Raw genomic sequence first — 16,965 nt, forward strand, 5'->3', positions numbered from 1 at the left:
CGGAACCCGAACCGACGGCATCGTCAGCGCAGGGGGTCGACAGTGCGTCACGCGGGGGTTGCGGGACTGGAGCAGGATGGCGGGGGGGACCAGCTGCCGGCGCGTCTGGAGCGTCGTCTGCAGCAACCCTGCGTGTTCATCGTGGCGCCGAGCGGCGCGGGCAAGTCGACTCTCCTGCGCCGGCTGACCCAGTCCCGTCGCCGTGCCGTGATGATCCACCTCGGCCGGTCGGGTCGGGATCCTTCCGAACTCGAGGCCGCGACGGAGAAGGCGATGGCCGGCTTCGAGACCTCAGACGCCATCACGACGCTCGCGATCGACGACGTCCACGTCGTGGCCGGCACGCGCGGCGAGTCGGCCCTCGCCCGGATGACGGCGCGCTGCGACCCCGAACACCATCTCGTGCTCGCCTCGCGACTTCCGCTCGGCGGCGAGTTCACCATCGCCTGCGAGAGCGAACCCGATCTGGTCACCGCCCCCGACCTCGTGCTGCGCGTCGACGAGGTGGCCGACGCCTTCCGGGCCGTCGGCGGCCATGCCCTGCCGCTCGAGTCCGCATCACAGGTGGTGTCCGAGACGTGCGGCTGGGCCGGGCCGGTGCACGATCTCGCGATCCGGTCGCGATTCATCGAAGCTGAGGCGCTGGAAACCGCGGTCGCCACCGCCTTGCACGGCGATTTCGCGGCGCTTCGTCTCGAGCGGGCGCTGCGCGCACTTCCGCCTCAGATCGTGCGGTCGCTCGAGCTCACCAGTGCCCTGCCCACGCTGGAGTTCGGCACGTGCGCCCGGTTGCTGGGGGCGGAATCCGCGACGGAGCTTCTCGACGCCGTCGACGGCGGAGCGGTCATGCACGTGCGAGAACTCGGAACCCGGGTGCTGCCTCCGATTCTGCGCAGACACCTGCGGGCGCGCGCCGGGCTGGACACCGAGATCGCACTCCCCTCGCCGCCGCCGATCACGGTGCCGGCAGGACCCCGGCCCGCGGCATTCGACGACGCGATGACGCGACTGCGTCGCGGCGATGTGGTCGGGGCCGTTCCGCTGCTGCAGCTCGCGCTGCGCACGCCCGCCGAACACGAGCGGCATCCGATGGCGCGTCTCGCGCTGCTGATGATCCGCGAGCAGATCGCACCGCGCGAGACGACGCTCGATGCACTCGCCGCCCTCGAGCGCGAATGCCTCGCACTCGGACACCACCCGCAGGCACGCGTCGTGCGCGGCGCCGTGGCCGCGGCATCCGATCTGCCCGAGCGGTCCGCCCCCGAGGTCGTGGCCGAGTGCGAGGCGCGCGGTGACGCCACAGGCGCTGCCGTCACCGCGGGGCTGCAGTTCGTGATCAGGGTGCGGCGAGGGCGGGCGACAGCCCCGCAGGCGAACGCGCTCGCCGACCGGCTCGAGAGACTCGGCCTCGCGGATGTCGCGGCGTGGTCGCGTGCGGCGGGGGCGCTCCTGGCCGCGGCATCCGGCACCGCCGATGCGCACCGCCAGATCGTCGACGCCGAAACCGCGTCGATCGCCACCGGCGTGGACGGAACCCGCGCGTTCCTGGACGCCGCCCGAGCCCATGTGGGGCCCCCCACCGCCGTGCAGGCTCTCACTGCCTCTGCCCGGCGGTGCGCACGGGAAGTGGGACTGCCGCGGCTTCCCGCGCTGTTCGCCCGTGGTGGTCGGGCGAGTGACCCGACAGGGGCGACAGCCGCCGACGCGGAGCCGCGGTATCCGCACATCACGGTCAGCTGCTTCGGCGGATTCCGCCTCTGCGCCGACGGGGCAGAGATCGATCTGCGTGTCGTGCGCCCTCAGGCGCGGGCCCTGCTGCGCATGCTCGCCCTCAACGCCGGCGCACCCGTGCACCGCGAGCTGATCGCCGACATCCTGTGGGGCGACCTCGGGATCGACTCAGCCGTCCATGCTCTGCACGTCAGCGTCTCGAGCCTGCGGCGGTCGCTTCCCTCCGAGGTCGTCGGTGCACCGGCATCCCTCGTCGAACGCGTGGGCGAGGCATACCGCCTCGGCATCGCCGATCGTCACGACTGCGACCTCGCCGACTTCGACGACCGGCTCGCCGAGGCGGCCGCCGCCAAGCTGCGGCGCGACTCCGGCGCCGCAGCGAACGGCCTGCGCAGCGCGCTCGCCCGCTATGCGGGGGACGTGCTCCCGGAGGACGGGCCGGCCGAATGGGTGACGGGCGCGCGCGAGCGCTACCGCGTGCGCGCCGCGGAGGCCGCGTCCTCGCTGGCCCACCTCGAGCTGCGCCTCGGCGACGCGCGCGCCGCGGTCGCCGCCGCAAGCCGGGCGGTCGAGATCGACCCATGGCTCGACGAGTCCTGGCGCACGCTCCTTCTGGTGCACCGCAGATCGGGGGACGTCGTCGCCGCGGCCCGGACCGAGGAGGGGTACCGCAGCATGCGCGTCGCGCTCGGGGTGGAATAGCGCCGCGAGACGATCAGGCACCGCCTGCGGTCACCAAGACCGACAGGTGCGTCGGCAGGTACGCGGGCACGACGCTCGCCGCCACACGTTCGAACCGGCGCGCGAGATCCGCGGGGTCGCCGTCGGGCACGGTGATCGTGATGACGACCACCGCCTCGTCCGACCCGGGCAACGACGCACCGGGTTCGGTCGACCACGAGGTGCCGCCGGACTCCGCGATCTCCACGGTGGCCGCGGGGCCGGCGGCCAGCTGCAACGTATCGCGGATGCCGTCGACCGTTCCCACCCGGCGGTGCAGCCTCGCGGCATCCGCGACGATGCGTCGCCGCTGCGCTTCGGTCCACTCCTCGTCGACGGCGACATCGACCCATCCACCGAGCCACTCGAGGAAGTCGAGGGGCGCATACTCGGGGCGGACGTACGCCTCGAGGTTGTCGAGCGTGGCGAAGACCGGTGCGATGGCGTCGTCGAACGCGGGCAGCGCCCGGTTCAGGAACTCGTCCTCCTGCAGGATCGCGGGCAGGCGGGTGATCATCGGGGCGGGGCTCCCGAGCCGCGAGACGATGCCGCGCATGTCAGGTTCCCGCCGTCACGCGGACGCGATGCTCGAAGCTGAACACCAGGGCGTCCGCTCCGATCTCGATCCGCTGTGCGGGCTCGCCGCGCTTGCCGGTGGCGGGGTCGGCCGGAAAGAGGAGCACCTCGTCGACGAGCTCGGTGCCTGGCAGCGCCTGCAGCACCGAGTACACCTCGCCCGCGAGCACCGGCCTGCCGAACGGCCACCCGGTTCCGGACGATCCGCCCCGGATCGGGTCGAAGTGCCGGTAGAGCGCCGCGAGGGCATCGGTCCGGAGCCGATCGACGGCCACCCTCGGATGCGCGACGAGCTTCGCGACCACGGTGACGCCGTGGTAGTCGGGCCGCTCGATCAGCAGCCGCGTGCCCGCGAGCCGCCGCGGTTCGAGCTCGTCGGCGATGGCGCCCAGGAGTTCGGTGCCGGGCATGAGGTCCGCGTACTCGATGCGGCCGTCGGCTCCGACAGCGGCGGTGGGCACGACGAGCAGGCGGACGCCGAGCGTGCCGGGTTCGGCGACGGCGTGGGTGCGAGCGACCCCGGGCGCGGCGCGCTTGGCGAGCTGCTCGTAGTCCTCGAGCGTGACGGCGCGGTCGCGCGTGCGCAGCGCGAGCGGCCCGCGCACCTTGGCCTCGTCGACGGTCTCGCCATCGGTGCCGTCGTGCGCCGCCGCGCGGTTCTCGGCGCCACGCACGAACGGCACCGTCGACCGCAGCACCGAGAGCGATCCGGCAGCGACGTTGCCGCTGCGTCCGCCGCCGACCCGATACCGCGGCACGCGCAGCGGCACGCCTTTCGGCGGCGTGGCACCGTAGGTCCGAAGGGTTCCATCGGGTTCCCGGACCGCCGGGGGGAAGATCACGGTCGCTCGCGCCCGATCGACCATCACGTTCCGGCCGTTCTGCTCGGAACCGGCGAACGAGTCGATCTCCACCCAGTCGTCCCATCCGCCGCCCGTGCCGACCTCGACGACGAACGGTTCGCCGTCGTCGACGACGGGTCGTTCCTGCAGCTGGAACGACTGCCCCGGCACGCCCTCCGAAAGCCCGAGGATCTCGTCGTCGATCGTCCGCGCGTGCATGGCCGACACGACTCCTCCGACCGTCGCGGCCGATGCACCTCGCACGAGCGGCGGCGACTTGTACCTCGGCACGCCTTCCTCGCGTTCGACGATCCGGCACCGCAGCCATCCGCCCCGCTCTTCTGCGATGACGGATGCGACGTGGTCGCGTGGCACGATCACGACGACCTCGCCGGGCTGGTTGAGCCCGCCGGTGTGGTCCGAGACCAGGTCGCAGCGCGACCAGCCGGTCCCGTTCCAGGACTCCCAGACCGTGGGCGGATCGAGCGGATCGACGCCGACGCCGCGCACCGCACAGTCCAGCTGGATGCCGATCGCGATCCCGGGTGCCGCCTCGTCCAGTCCGAGCAGGAATTCGTCGCCCACCCTCGGCGGGTTCGCGAACGCGTCGAACGTGTCGGCGCCCAGTCGCGCGCCACGCATCGCGGCCTTCTCGCCCGACCGGTTGCCGATGTGGACGAGCGTGCGGGGCGGGATGGTGAGCTCCGCGGTCGTCTGGAACACGGTGGACTCGGTCTGCTCGGTGCGCGGCGTGCCGACCTCGGTGTGCTCCGGCACGATCACCGCGTCATCCCTCGGGGCGGCGAGCCAGAAGACCAGATCGGCTCGCGCGGCCGTCGGCGGGAACAGCGTCGTGCCGATGAGATCGAGGAAGGCGATGTACAGCTTGTCGGGCACCCGATTCAGCCGGTACAGCAACTCATCGGTCATGAACGCGAACGTCTCGATGAGCGTCACCCCGGGGTCGGAGACATTGTGATCCGACCACTCCGGGCATCGCGCGGCGACGAGGCGCTTGGCGTCATCGACGAGGTCCTGGAAGCGGCGGTCGTCGAGGTGCGGCACGTCGAGGGTCATGGCAGTCGCTCCGATGTCCGGTCCGGGATCACATAGAAGGGGAAGACGAGGTTGCGCGGGTCGTTCGAACCTCGGATGCTGTAGCCGATGTCGATGAGCAGCACGCCCTCGTCGGTCCGGTCGAATGTCACGGTGACCCCGGTGACGTCGATGCGCGGTTCCCAGAACGCGAGGGCGACGCGGACGGCGTCGCCGATCGCCCCCGCCGTCCGGGCGTCGGCGGGCGCGAAGACGTAGTCGTGTACGGCGCATCCGAACTCCGGTCGCATGGGCCGTTCGCCGGGTGCCGTGGCGAGGATGAGCCGGATGCTCTCCTCGATCTCGTGCGCGTCCGACGAGAGCGCGATGCGCCCGGCCGCGTCGGCGTGCACGGGGAACGACCAGCCTCGTCCGACGAACTCCTGCGACATCCGATGCTCCCTCAGTTGATCTTGACGATGCTGCCCTTGACAACGGTGACGCCCGACGCCGAGAGTTCGGCGGATCCCGTCGCCTTCACCGCGACCACGGCGCCGGACAGGTCGAGGGTGGCCGACCCGTCGACCTTCACCTGCGGGGCAGAGATGGCGAGTTCCGACGACGCGTCGAGGGCGATCTTCGTGGCGGCGAGCGAGATGGCGCCCTGGCGGGCGGTCACCGTGGCGTCGCCGTCGACGGTGACCGTCGCGTCGCGCTTGGCCACCACCGAGACCGATCCCTCGGAGATGATCTGGATGCCCTTCTCCGCGGTCTGCGTGAGGGTGACGTGCTGCGCACCCTCGTTCGTGGAGATGCGGATCGACTCCTCGCCCGGCTTCTCGAGGAACTCCACCACCATGCCCGCGCGCGAGGTGACGCTGCGCCGCACCACGCTGCCCGATTCGATGAAAGAGGCCCAGCCGCCCTGCGGCAGGTCCTTGCCGTTGTAGAGGCCGGCCAGGACGACCGGTCGATCGAATCGTCCGGTTTCGAAGGCGACGAGCACCTCGTCCCCGACCTCGGGCAACACGACCGCTCCCCGTTCCGCACCCGCGCCGGACTGCGCGACGCGCGCCCAGCCGCTCACGTAGTCGTCGGAGAGGGACGGGAACGTCAGTCGCACCCGCCCGTCGTGCTGGGTGTCGCTGCCGGAGATGTCGCTGACGAGCGCGCTGACGACGCCGGGAACGGTGTGCCCCGCCGCCGCGAGCTCGGGACCGGAGCCCACTCCGAGCAGCGACCGGTCGGAGGCGTCACTGATGGTGAGCGTCGTGGTGTACCCCTGCTCGGAGCTGAACTCGTGCCGGGACTCGGTGACCGTGTAGCGGCCGTCGAACGGCACGCCGAATCCGCGAAGCCGCACGGCGACACCCGAGCGGATGCGCGGGTTGCCGAGGATCTGGGCCTCCACCTCGGCGAAGCCGCCGGCGATGCGCGCGGCGATCGCCTGGGCGAGCTTGTCCTGCGGCTGCTGCGCCCCGACGCCGTCCCCGCTGACGTAGCGGGGACTCGAGAACACGTCGGCGACCTTCGCCGGGTCGATCGTCGGCAGCTCGGTCGTCTTGGTCTTGGCCGGCGCGGTGGAGACGACCTTGCTCTTCGCGCCGACATCCCATCCCCGCACCTCGACCTCCGAGACCTGCTCGGCGCTGGTGATGGTGGCATGCAGGTAGGTCGTGTTACGTCCATGCTCGACGACGACCGGGTCGTCGTTCGCGTTCGCCGCCCCCGATCCTGCCGTCGACGCGCTCGTGGGCGGGCCGAACTGCAGCTGCTTGTCGATGACCGAGAACACGCACCCCGCGGCATCCGCGAGTCGTTTCAGGAACACCCAGTCGCTGATGTTGTCCTGCGTCGTGTGCGGCATGATCGTGGCCGGCCCGCTGACCGAGCCGACCTTGACGCCCGCGCGCTGCGCCACCTTCTGCACGATGTCGGCGGTGGACATGTCGACGTAGGCAGCGACGCGTCGACCACGGAAGAGCCGGTGCGACGGGTCGAGGCCGCGCACCCGGGTGCGCAGCTCACCGCCGACGTCTTCGCGGTCCAGGGCGGTGACCTCGGCGTCGAGCAGCTTCTGCGGACCGTCGCCGCCGTTCTGCGAGACGGCAAGCGTGACCGGTGCCCCGATCGTGAAGCCGCCCTGCTCGAGCACGATCCCGGCGGCGTCGACGAACTCGAGTTCGAACGAGTCGGGGAGGTTCGCGGCATCCGTGATCCGACTCCGCTCGAGCAGGCTCGCAATGGCCGGCGGTAGAGGGCTCCCACCGACGGAGACGAGCAGCAGGCTCGTGTAGGTCTCAGTGGAGGCGGGCACGGACGACCTCCCGCCGGACGGTCTCGCGACCGTCGGTCTGCGAAAGCTCCTCGAGCGTCGGAATGAGGACGATGTGGCCCGGACGCAGGCGCAGCGGGTCGTCGATGCCGTTGACCTCTGCGAGCGTGCGCCAGTGGGACGGATCGCCGTACTCGCGGTAGGCGATGGCCGCCAGCGAGTCGCCCTCGCGGAGGGTGTGCGCGTGACGCGGCTGGAGGCCGCCGGACGTCGGGTTCTGCTTCTTGGGTTCGTTGGCGAGCTCCTCGAGCGCCACCGTGCACACTGCCCGAAGCGGCTTGCCGTCGGGCGAGAACAGCGTGTACTTCGCCGAGACGCTCTTGATGTAGCCGACGAACCCCGTCAGCACTCCCCACTTGAACTTCACCCACGGCGCCGACGGCTTGTTCCCGTCCTTCGAGGCGCTGGTCGGAGTGCACGCCTCGAACAGCGCTTCGACGTTCTTCACGACACTGCCGTCGCGCTGGCGCGTCTCGTCGAAGTACATCTCGACGCTCATCTTCTGCGGGTCGGGGCCCTGGTAGGTGGCGGGTGGGGCCGACGCCGCCTTCTTCTGGTTCTTGCTCTCCCACTTCGCCGACTTCGCGATCGTCACCTCTTTCGGGTTCAGCTGGAATTCGATCGTGGTGAGCAGCGCACCGACCTTTCCCGGAGTCTGCCCCGGCTCGTGCACGTCGATTGCGGCGTGGACGAGGCTGCTCGTGTCGGAGGCCGTGTTGGTGATGGGCATGGGGCGCCTCAATACTTCGAGCCGGTGTTCGCGAAGCCGTTGTGGGCGATCTCGAGTGTCTCGGTGAGCACCTTCGGCGAGTCGGCGTTCAGGCTCGGTCCGGTCCAGCGCACGGGAATCACGTCGTTGAGATCGTAGGTCGCGACGGTCTGGCCGTCGGCGGTCTTGGCCTCGATGTGACCCGTGCCTCGCGAGAACCCCGAGACGGCGGCCAGCACCCAGTTCACGATCTTGTCGGCCGACTGCTTGCTCACCGGCCGGGTGAGCTTGATGTTCGGATACTTCAGCCGCGTCGGGAACTGCCAGACGAACCCGTTGTTGCCGCCCTCCTCGCGCGACTCGAGCACAACCTCGACTCCGAGGCCCTCGCAGCTCGAGAAGTCGCCGAGGTCCTGCTCGTCGAGGTGCACGAGGTAGTGCACGCCGACGGCGATCTCGGTGTCGGTGAGCATGGGCGCCCCCTTTCAGCGGGTTCTAGATTCCATCTATCCGGATGCCGCGACGCTCGCGATCGAGCAGCAGCTCGGCCTTGATCCGGCGGACGAGCGGGCCGTACAGCTTTCGCACGAGCTGCTCGACGTTCTCGGTCGGCGCGGCGGCGGCTCCGGCCGCAGCGGGGGACAGGGCGCGCCCGGCCTGCGTCAGCGTGTCGGACGCCGAACGCGCTGCGTCGGCCGCCTCGGGCAGGGCGTCGGCCGCGCGGGCCCGGAGCTCGTCGGTGGACGGCAGATCGGGGACGCGGGACGCCAGCGACGACAGGTCTGGCGTCGATGGCATGGAGGGAGGGGAGGGGGCGAGGGACGACGGGTCGGGCGCCGACGGTCGTGACGGCAGTGAGGGCAGTGAGCTCGGAAGGCCGAACGCACGCTGCACGGAAGCGGGTGCGGAGATGGTCGAAGGCGCAGAACGGGTCTCCGTCCAGTCCGGCACCCACGTGGCTGCTCCCGTGGACGTCGCCGGCGCGGGCGCCAGCGTGGAAGATCGCCCTGTCGGGGGTGCAGCGGCTGGCGGGCGGGTGACTTTCGATGCTGTCGGCGGGGGTGCGGCTGTCGAGCGGGCCACGGTCCATCCTGCCCGCGTCGCTACCGCTGGCGCCGCCGCCGGAATTGGTTCCGTTGTCGCCTCCCACGGTGCCGCGGGTGGGCTGAGCGCGGAAGCGGCCGTCGGGGTCGGTGATGCCGACGGCGCGGGGGCCTCGATCGTCCGGGCATCGTTCACGGCACGCTGGACCGGCGCGGGCCGCGGTGCCGGAAGGGGCGTCGTCGGGCTCGCGGAGGGTTCGGCGCCGACCGGCCGTGCCTCGATGATGGAACCGTGCGCTGCGGATCCCAGGCTGGGTGCCGGTGCCGGTGCCGGTGGGGACTCCGCGGCCGATTCTGTGCTGGTTCCCGATTCTGTGCCCGGGGCTGGTGCGTGGCTGACGGACACCCCCGGGGCGATCACGCGCGCCGCCACAACTCGGGTGGCCCGGCCGGTCTGGATCGCCGCGCCGAGCGGACGGGAACTGATCGCGGAGTCGATCGTTCGCGCGGCAACGGTCGGCACGGTGCGCAACGGAAAGGTGCTCGCCGGCTGCCCGGGGTGGGCACCGAGACGGCCGAACACCGCACCCGGCGCGAGGGACGCGCTTGGTGCGATCTCGGGTGACGTCGGGGCATCGGGTCCGACATCGCCCGGGCCGAACGTCGGGTCGGCGATCAGGTCTCGCTGGATGACCGGGGCCTCCGCGCTCACCGGCACGTCGGCGGTCCCCGTCGGGGCGTCGGCGACGCGCACCGGAGCGTCGGCCGTCCCCGCCGGCTCGCCTGCCGTGCGAGAACGGGGCAGAATTCGCGTTTCGGACTCTCCCGGAGGCTCAACACGCGGATTCTCCTGCGTTCCTTCACCCGGCGCAGCCGAGCCGAGGGGCTCGGCGATCCGCGACTCGCGAGCCGGCGGCGGGGGTGGCGCGAGGGGTGCCCCGAGCCCGGGTCGGCGCTGGACCGGGGTCGCCGCTGGCCGTTCGCCGGCCGCGTTGGAGGCGAGTGGGGCGCCCAGGTCGGCACCACGCTGGATCGGCCCGGCGTCCGGCGGTCCCACGGATACCGCCCGCTGGACCGGTGCGGCCGACCGTTGTCCCGCGGACGGAGGAGATTCCGCGGCAGCTCGACGCTGGATGGACGCGGCAGGAGGCCGCGCGCCGATGGGCGACGGAACCCCCTGAGCGGTCGACTCCGCGCGGCTGAGCGCCGGCGTCCGGCGTTCGAGCGTCGGGACAGACGGCACGGACTCGGACGAGATGCCGTCGCCCGTCGTCGCACCCGGCGCCACCGGGATCTCCGGCGGCTCCCCGGTCTCATCCGGGGTCGGCGACGCCGACTCGCCCGGCGCGGCACCGGTATCGGCCGGCCGAACGGGCGACACCGTGTCCGCGGCATCCGTCACCGCCGGCACGTCGCGCTGAGCCGTCGGGCCGGCGCCCGCGGTATCGGCGCCTGTCTGCCGCGCTGCGGCCGTCGAGGCTCGGGCGGGCGGATGCCGCAGGCTCAGCTCGGCGCTGACCGCGCGTTGCACGGGAGCAGCGAGGGCCCGACCGTCGACGGAGATCGTGCCCGACGGTGCGGCCGCGTCTACGAGATGACCCATCGTTCCGAGCGACGCCGGCACGGTCCGAGTCGGCAGCGAGGCCACGAACGCCGGCCGCAGGGTGGCCGGTGCGGCATCCGAGATCTGCCGTTGCAGCGGTGGCAGGAAGGCCCAGCCCGCGGGCGGCACAGCGCGCTCAGGGCCGGGTGCCGCAGCGCCCGATGACACGGCATCGTGCGGCGCGGCATCCGTCTTCCGCTCCTCGGATCGCTGCCACGGCCATCGCACGCCTCAACCGCCTTCGCTCAACCGCGTGTTGATCGCTGCGATCTCGTGCACGTAGCGCAGGCGCTGAGCGTGCTCCATGTCGAGGATGTCGTCCAGCGACCAGTGGAAGTGGTAGGCGACGTACGCGACCTCCTCATGGATGCGGTCGGCCGAGTACGTCATGATTCCCCCAGGCGACCGCCCGCGAGATCGGCCGTGAACCGGTGCGAGCACTCCGGGCACGTCACCGCGATGCGCGTGTGGCCCTCGGCGTTGATCCGGCGGTAGAAGTCCTGCAGGAACGCGACATCCGACGCGAACATGTTCTCGATCACCGAACCGTCGATCGTGCCCAGTGAGCCGAGCGAAGTGATCACCCGGCCGAGCAGCACGACCGTCGTGAACGCGGGATTCTCCTGTACGCGGGCGTCGTAGAGGGGGAGCAGCTCGTCGCGTGCGGTTGCCAGCCGCATGACGCCCCGGCGGTGCACCGTGCCGTCGGCGCTCACGAAGCCGCGGGGCAACTCGAACGCGAACTCGGTGCGCATAGCCCCGTCGTCGGTGACGGATGCGTCCGAACCGGGCACGCCGGAGGGGCTCTCGAACTCGGGTGCGCCCGACCGCGTCGCCAGCACCCGCTGCATCAGGTCACCTCGGACTCGTCGAAGCAGACCGTGAACTTCTCGGTGGCCTGCTCGGTCGCACCGGCCTTGAGCGAATTGATCTCCACGACCCGCACCCAGCAGTTGCGGAACTCGTACTTCTTGAGGGTGCCGCCCTCGTAGTCGAGCAGCTCGACGGACGCGTTCTTGCGGGCGCCGGCGACGTCGCCCTTCATCACGACCTTGAGCCAGTCCGAGATCGTCTTGGAATCGGTGAGACCGCGCGTGACCGTGAACTCTCCGGTCTTGGCTCGGCCGATCAGCTGCCGGGCGACGTACTTGCCGTCGGCCAGCTGCTGCTTCAGCTCGATCTTGTCGACCTCGTTCTTCAGGCCCGACACCTCGGTGACCTTCGGGATCTCGATGCCGTCGATCGTGACCTTGAAGGCATAGGCGGGTGAGGAATCGAAGGAATCTGCAAGTGCCATGTCAAGCTCCTAATGGTTGCGATCGTCGTCACTCGGTGACCAGGCTGGTGCCGCCCGAGAACTGCGAGAGTTGGAACACCACGAACTCCGCGGGCTTCACCGGCGCGACGCCGATCTGACAGATGACCTGGCCCGCGTCGATGACATCGGCCGGGTTCGTCTCGTCGTCGCACTTCACGAAGAACGCTTCGTCGGCGGACCGACCGAACAGCGCGCCCTTTCGCCATTCGCCGATCAGGAAGCCCGAGATGGATCGGGTGAGCTTGCCCCACAACGCCGGGTCGTTGGGCTCGAACACCGCGAACTGCGTCGCCGTCAAGATCGACTTCTCGAGGTAGTTGAACAGGCGGCGCACGTTGACGTACCGCCACGCCGGATCGCTGGAGAGCGTGCGGGCGCCCCACACGCGCACACCCCGACCGGGGAAGCTGCGGATGGCGTTCACGCCGATCGGGTTGAGCAGCTCCTGCTCGGTGCGCGTCAGCTGCGTCTGCAGTTCGACGGCCCCGCGCACGACCTCGTTCGCCGGCGCCTTGTGCACTCCGCGCTCGTTGTCGTTGCGCGCCCACACGCCGGCGAGGTGGCCGGACGGCGGGATGAACCGGTTCGAACCCGACACGGGGTCGAGCACCTTGATCCATGGGTAGTAGAGCACCGCGAACTTCGAGTCGTATCCCGCCTCGATCCGCCGCCACTTCACCGCGTCCTGCGCCGAGAGCTGCGGCGGCGGGTCGAGGATGGCCATGCGGTCGCCCATGAGCTCGCAGTGCGCGATGACGGCGAGCTGCACGGCCTTGACCGTCTCGAGGTCGACGGATCCCTGCTCGTAGGCGGCCATGAGGTCGGGCACGGCGACCATCGTCACCTCTTCGACCTGCTCGAGCCCGCTGAACCCGGTGCGATCGGCGGCGTCGCCGATGTAGTCGGCCGCGCCGATGTCGTCGAGCACAATGGGCTGCCCCTCGGGCTCGGGAACGACGAGGTCGAACGTGCCGTTGCGCAGCCGCACGCCGGCGGAGGCCGGGTCGACCTCCTCGACCGTGACGAGCTTCGACTCGGCGAGCTTCGTGACGAGGAATGCCGGGCTGTCGGGCTTGGCCGACACCGCGTCGTACACCTCGGGCGCGCGACCCTCGGCGGTCACCACGACCTTGAAGCTGCCCTCTTCCGGTGACTCTCCCTCGGGGTCGGCAACCTCGACCTTGATCGGTTTGGCGTTCGGGGAGGCATTCTTCGCGACGAATTCGTAGGCGCCGATCCGCGCGGTTTGCGGGCCGGCCGCGAGCTGCTTCGGCTCGCGCTTCCCGGCCTTGCCGCCGCTGGAGGCCGCCGCCGTTCCGATGCGCACGACATAGCAGTTGCCGCCACCGTTCAGGAAGTAGCCGTAGACCGCATAGGCGAGGTACGCGCCCTCGTACAGGCCCCCGAACGTGTCGACGTACTGGGTCCAGTTCGACACGAGCGTGGGTGTGTTCTCGGGCCCCCTCGGCGCGAAGCCGATGAACGCGGCGACCGCGGTGCCGACGCCCTCGATCGGCCGCGTCGCGGCGTCGATCTCCTGCACGTACACACCGGGTGAAAGGTAGGTGGGCATCCCGGACTCCTTCGCTGGCTTGTGTCACTCCAGGGTCGGCGAGTGGATGCCGCGGCCGGCAGTCTTTCGGTGCGTGCGGGTGGGTAGCGGTGAGTGCGCGATCGGGCACTCATCGGCTCGCGACGGCACTCAGATGCCACGCGCGGCGAAGATCGCCTCGATCTCCTGGCGCTCCGTCGCCGCGGCGCTCGAAACCGCACCAGCGTCGGGCTTCAGTGCATAGGGAGCCCCATCCGGGTCGACTCGCGATGACTTGTGGGCGTTCCAATCCTTGGCGACGGCGTCGATGGTCCGGTTGACCGCTCCGTTCGAGAGCATCGAGAAAGCCTTCTTGGCGTTTGCGATGTTCTTGGTGGAGAGTTCGGCACGCTCCGTATCCTTTCCCGCCTTCACCGCCTTGGCGCCGCCATAGAATCCGCTGATCAGGCTGAGGTCGCGATTCGGGCCGAAGTCCTTGTCCCTGCGCGCTGTCCGGTAGGTCAAGACGGTATGCAGGCTGTCGTACTCCGCCTTCGACAGAATCGACACGCCGCCGACTGACAGAACGGCATTCACGTAGCCGCGCGGAATCACATGCTCCGACCAGAGCTGTGGTCGTGGCGAGGGCTGGGAACCGTGCGGCGCGACCTTGCCGACGTGCTTGTCCTGCTCGCCGGGCTTGACTGACGACTTGGCGACTCTTGCGGGGTTCACCGCGCCCGAGACTGCCCAGACACCGTCCTGGACGATCAGCTCGAGCGATGTCATCCGGTAGCGAAGCCGTACCGCGGTCATCAGGGGAGCAACGACAGCCTTCAGCAGGGGGCGCTTCGCGAATCTCTCCACGATCTTGAGGCCTGCCGCCACGCCCTTGTCCAGACGTGCCTGCTTCTCCTTCTCGATCTGCTCCGGGGTCTTCTCCTTGATCCCGAGCTTCTTCTTCAGCTTTCCGAAGGCGGCCTTGCCCTTCTCCTTGGCCTTGTTCCAGAGCTTCTTGCCGAGGGCGAGCGCCTTCTTGCCGAACGCCACCGCCTTGCCGATCACCCAGTCGATGGCCTTGTTCACGGGCTTCTGGATCGTCTCGAGGATCTTCTTGATCTTCCCGGAGATGCCACCGAGACCGAGCAGCGAGGCGAGGAAGCCGATCAGCACCGGCACCATCCGGCCGAGGGTCTTCTCGATGTAGCCGGCGACGGCGCCGACGCCTCCCGCGGCGATCGACTCGACCGAGTCGAGAATGGAGTCGACGAACGCCTTGATCTGGTCGGCCTTCTCGACGAAGAACATGACGACGTCGTAGATCATCTTGCACGCCTTGACGAAGGCTGACGCCGGGTTCAGCAGCGAGATCAGCCACACGATGCCCGCCTTGATGATCTCGATCGAGACCATCTCCTTCACCTGCGTCAGCACCATCTCCTTGATGTCTCCGACCTTCTCGAGGATGACCTTCCACAGTCCGCCGACACCCTCCTTGATGAGGATCTGGACGATGGTGAATCCCTGCTCGACGAACTCGATCGCGCCCGGGGGAAGCTTCGCCGCGATCTTCGCGCGGATCGATTCCCAGGTCAGGCCGAGGATCGAGAGCACGAGCTTCAGGACGCCCTTGAGGTCGAACTTCTCCGGCAACTCGATGCCCGCGTCCGACAGCGCCCCGAACAGCCACGATTGGAGGCCGGTCTTGAGGTGCGTCAGGATGTTGTTCCCGAACTGCACGATGCCGCCCTTGACCGCGTTGACCAGGTTGCCGAGGAAGGCGATCGGGTCCTTGATGATCTTCTCGACCGCCGCTGCAGCCCGGGCGAGCACACCCAGGAGCATGTCCTTCAGCTTGAGGATCGTCTCGATCGCGCCGCCGACGGCGTCCTTCGCCTTGTCGACGAGCCCCTTGTTCTCCTCCTGCATCTTGGTGATCTCGTCGTCGACCGCGGTGCGGGCCTCGACATATTTGTTCGCGAGGTCTTCGGCCAGCGCCTGGCCCTTCTCATCGATCGTGCCCACGAGATCGTCGAATCGACCGCCGACGTCCTTCGCGGCATCCGCGCCGACCTTCTGCAACGCGGGCTTGAGTCCCTTGACGTATGTGTCGATGTCGGCCCGGCCCTTGGCGACGCGCTCCTTCGCACGGGTGAGCTCGCGGCCCACGAGGTCGGCGATGGTGTTGATGACCCTGGTCATCTCGGATTCGTACCGCGCTCGCGCCCGCTGGAAGATCCGGTTGACCTCGGGTTCCGGGCCGAGCAGAAGATCAGCGGCCCATTTGGCGGCGCCGATCATGTCATAGGAGTATCGCTTGTCGCGGAAGGCCTTCATCTCGGCCGTGTGCTGGTCAGTGAAAGCCTTCTTCGCGGCGGCCTCGCCGTCCGTGAACGCCTGGTCGACCTGCGGGTCGATGCCCTTCAGGATGTTATCGACGTCGTTCTTCGTCGCATCGAAGATCCCTGTCACGTGCGTGGTGACGTCGGCGCGCTCCTGCTCGTCCTTCGAGCGCGCCTGCTGCTGCTTCACCGCGACCCCGGCCTGGCCGGAGCTGCGCGCGCCGAGCAACGCCGTCGCGGTCTGCGCTCCCGCAGAGCCCGCACCCTGCTTCGCTGCCGCGATGGTCGCCGCCTCGCGTTCGCGGACCGGGACGGCCGCCGTCGCCGAGTGCTGTTCGGCCTCCTGCTTCGCGGTGAGCGCACCTGTGAACTCCGGCTCATTCGAGTTCCGGAGCTGTGCTTCGGAGACACCCGCGTCCGCCATCTTGTGGTCGGTCTCCGCTGGGCCGTTCCGTAGATCGGTCTGCTCGGGGGGTGCGCGTGCCGGCGCGGCCTGCCCCGCATCGATCTTCGGTGTGGCGACCGGCGGCTCGGGCGGGATCGGGACGACTTCCTTCTCGACCGCTCGCGACGGGTCGGGCGGCTTCGCGGATGCCTCCGCAATCGGCTTCGCCGCCCCGTCCTTGCCCTGCGCGACCCGGCCTTTCACGTCGGCCGCGATCGCGTCCGACTTGCCCGACTTGCCGAACTCGTCGGCGTCCTCCAGCGTCTTGGGCGATTGGCGGTCGATCGCTGCTTTCACGGCGGCGACGAACCCGGCCTTGTCGAATGCGCCCGGCGGCGTGGCTCCCATGGCCGCCGCCTTGGCCTCTTTGGCCTGCGCGTCACGGTCTCCGGCCGGCGGGGCCGCGGCCTTGGCCGCCTCCGCGGCTTTCGCAGCGGGCGGCGGATGCTTCGCCATCGCGTGCGTCGCCGATCGGAGTGACCCTTTGGCGGCGCGAAGTCCCGGGTGCGCCGCGGGGTTCGGCGGCCGAGGTGGAACCGGCGGCGGCGGGATGACGCCGCGCTTCAGGCGCTGCACGCGCGGAGCGGTCTCGGCGGACGAGATCAGCGTCGCAACGGCCGCGTTCCCGGCGGTCGCCTGCAGGTGGAGCACCATTCGGGCGGCCGGGTTCCGGGCGGCGTCTGCTGCCACGCGCTCTGGCGTGATCGCCGCTCGCGCGCCGCGATGACTCAGCTC

At 70.0% G+C, this 16,965-nt stretch carries 14 protein-coding genes; 2 read left to right on the forward strand and 12 right to left on the reverse strand.

What is annotated here, in order from left to right; genetic code table 11:
* Nucleotides 1-132 precede the first annotated feature (132 nt).
* Nucleotides 133-2,433, forward strand: coding sequence for an ATP-binding protein (locus tag ABD655_RS04730; protein WP_344711994.1), 2,301 nt, complete (start codon nucleotides 133-135; stop codon nucleotides 2,431-2,433).
* 13 nt (nucleotides 2,434-2,446) lie between these two features.
* Here the strand turns inward: ABD655_RS04730 and ABD655_RS04735 are convergent, their stop codons facing one another.
* From ABD655_RS04735 to ABD655_RS04765, 7 genes are read right to left on the reverse strand one after another with little or no spacing between them, the layout of a single operon-like run.
* The gene (locus tag ABD655_RS04735) at nucleotides 2,447-3,007 is read right to left on the reverse strand and encodes a phage tail protein (protein WP_344711997.1); all 561 of its coding nucleotides are present in this window, start codon (nucleotides 3,005-3,007) and stop codon (nucleotides 2,447-2,449) included.
* A 1-nt stretch (nucleotide 3,008) separates the two neighbouring features.
* Nucleotides 3,009-4,946: a putative baseplate assembly protein gene (locus tag ABD655_RS04740; RefSeq protein ID WP_344711998.1), complete on the reverse strand. Its 1,938-nt coding sequence runs from the start codon at nucleotides 4,944-4,946 to the stop codon at nucleotides 3,009-3,011.
* Complete coding sequence (locus tag ABD655_RS04745; protein ID WP_344711999.1) at nucleotides 4,943-5,356, reverse strand: GPW/gp25 family protein; 414 nt, start codon at nucleotides 5,354-5,356, stop codon at nucleotides 4,943-4,945. Before ABD655_RS04745 ends, ABD655_RS04740 begins: the two co-directional genes overlap by 4 nt.
* Before the next feature lie 11 nt (nucleotides 5,357-5,367).
* A complete protein-coding gene (locus tag ABD655_RS04750) occupies nucleotides 5,368-7,221 on the reverse strand; it encodes a VgrG-related protein (protein WP_344712000.1) in 1,854 nt (617 codons plus the stop codon).
* Nucleotides 7,205-7,969: a CIS tube protein gene (locus tag ABD655_RS04755; RefSeq protein WP_344712002.1), complete on the reverse strand. Its 765-nt coding sequence runs from the start codon at nucleotides 7,967-7,969 to the stop codon at nucleotides 7,205-7,207. Before ABD655_RS04755 ends, ABD655_RS04750 begins: the two co-directional genes overlap by 17 nt.
* An 8-nt stretch (nucleotides 7,970-7,977) precedes the next feature.
* Nucleotides 7,978-8,421, reverse strand: a complete 444-nt coding sequence (locus ABD655_RS04760; RefSeq protein WP_344712003.1) for a phage tail protein — start codon at nucleotides 8,419-8,421, stop codon at nucleotides 7,978-7,980.
* Nucleotides 8,422-8,443: 22 nt separating this feature from the next.
* Nucleotides 8,444-8,746, reverse strand: coding sequence for a hypothetical protein (locus tag ABD655_RS04765; protein WP_344712005.1), 303 nt, complete (start codon nucleotides 8,744-8,746; stop codon nucleotides 8,444-8,446).
* 1,501 nt (nucleotides 8,747-10,247) lie between these two features.
* On the opposite strand from ABD655_RS04765, the gene ABD655_RS04770 reads away from it, so the two are divergent.
* Entirely contained in the window at nucleotides 10,248-10,412 is a 165-nt protein-coding gene (locus tag ABD655_RS04770; protein WP_344712007.1) for a hypothetical protein, read from the forward strand.
* 413 nt (nucleotides 10,413-10,825) lie between these two features.
* On the opposite strand, the gene ABD655_RS04775 is transcribed toward ABD655_RS04770, so the two are convergent.
* The 5 genes from ABD655_RS04775 to ABD655_RS04795 form a co-directional block, all read right to left on the reverse strand.
* The gene (locus ABD655_RS04775) at nucleotides 10,826-10,984 is read right to left on the reverse strand and encodes a DUF6760 family protein (RefSeq protein WP_344712009.1); all 159 of its coding nucleotides are present in this window, start codon (nucleotides 10,982-10,984) and stop codon (nucleotides 10,826-10,828) included.
* On the reverse strand, nucleotides 10,981-11,445 hold the full coding sequence (locus tag ABD655_RS04780; RefSeq protein WP_344712011.1) for a hypothetical protein: 465 nt from the start codon (nucleotides 11,443-11,445) through the stop codon (nucleotides 10,981-10,983). Before ABD655_RS04780 ends, ABD655_RS04775 begins: the two co-directional genes overlap by 4 nt.
* Nucleotides 11,445-11,891, reverse strand: a complete 447-nt coding sequence (locus tag ABD655_RS04785; RefSeq protein WP_019180829.1) for a phage tail protein — start codon at nucleotides 11,889-11,891, stop codon at nucleotides 11,445-11,447. The genes ABD655_RS04780 and ABD655_RS04785 overlap by 1 nt, the downstream gene beginning before the upstream one ends.
* A 28-nt stretch (nucleotides 11,892-11,919) precedes the next feature.
* The gene (locus tag ABD655_RS04790) at nucleotides 11,920-13,485 is read right to left on the reverse strand and encodes a phage tail sheath family protein (RefSeq protein ID WP_344712014.1); all 1,566 of its coding nucleotides are present in this window, start codon (nucleotides 13,483-13,485) and stop codon (nucleotides 11,920-11,922) included.
* 129 nt (nucleotides 13,486-13,614) lie between these two features.
* On the reverse strand, nucleotides 13,615-16,920 hold the full coding sequence (locus ABD655_RS04795) for a phage tail protein (RefSeq protein ID WP_344712016.1): 3,306 nt from the start codon (nucleotides 16,918-16,920) through the stop codon (nucleotides 13,615-13,617).
* Nucleotides 16,921-16,965 lie beyond the last annotated feature (45 nt).

This window comes from Microbacterium terregens, from assembly GCF_039534975.1.
Lineage (GTDB): Bacteria > Actinomycetota > Actinomycetes > Actinomycetales > Microbacteriaceae > Microbacterium > Microbacterium terregens.

Excerpts from the sequence above, each read along its gene's own strand:
- ABD655_RS04735 (WP_344711997.1), bottom strand. The coding sequence starts at position 3,007 with ATGCGCGGCATCGTCTCGCGGCTCGGGAGCCCCGCCCCGATGATCACC.
- ABD655_RS04740 (WP_344711998.1), bottom strand. The coding sequence starts at position 4,946 with ATGACCCTCGACGTGCCGCACCTCGACGACCGCCGCTTCCAGGACCTC.
- ABD655_RS04745 (WP_344711999.1), bottom strand. The coding sequence starts at position 5,356 with ATGTCGCAGGAGTTCGTCGGACGAGGCTGGTCGTTCCCCGTGCACGCC.
- ABD655_RS04755 (WP_344712002.1), bottom strand. The coding sequence starts at position 7,969 with ATGCCCATCACCAACACGGCCTCCGACACGAGCAGCCTCGTCCACGCC.
- ABD655_RS04760 (WP_344712003.1), bottom strand. The coding sequence starts at position 8,421 with ATGCTCACCGACACCGAGATCGCCGTCGGCGTGCACTACCTCGTGCAC.
- ABD655_RS04765 (WP_344712005.1), bottom strand. The coding sequence starts at position 8,746 with ATGCCATCGACGCCAGACCTGTCGTCGCTGGCGTCCCGCGTCCCCGAT.
- ABD655_RS04770 (WP_344712007.1), top strand. The coding sequence starts at position 10,248 with ATGCCGTCGCCCGTCGTCGCACCCGGCGCCACCGGGATCTCCGGCGGC.
- ABD655_RS04775 (WP_344712009.1), bottom strand. The coding sequence starts at position 10,984 with ATGACGTACTCGGCCGACCGCATCCATGAGGAGGTCGCGTACGTCGCC.
- ABD655_RS04780 (WP_344712011.1), bottom strand. The coding sequence starts at position 11,445 with ATGCAGCGGGTGCTGGCGACGCGGTCGGGCGCACCCGAGTTCGAGAGC.
- ABD655_RS04785 (WP_019180829.1), bottom strand. The coding sequence starts at position 11,891 with ATGGCACTTGCAGATTCCTTCGATTCCTCACCCGCCTATGCCTTCAAG.
- ABD655_RS04790 (WP_344712014.1), bottom strand. The coding sequence starts at position 13,485 with ATGCCCACCTACCTTTCACCCGGTGTGTACGTGCAGGAGATCGACGCC.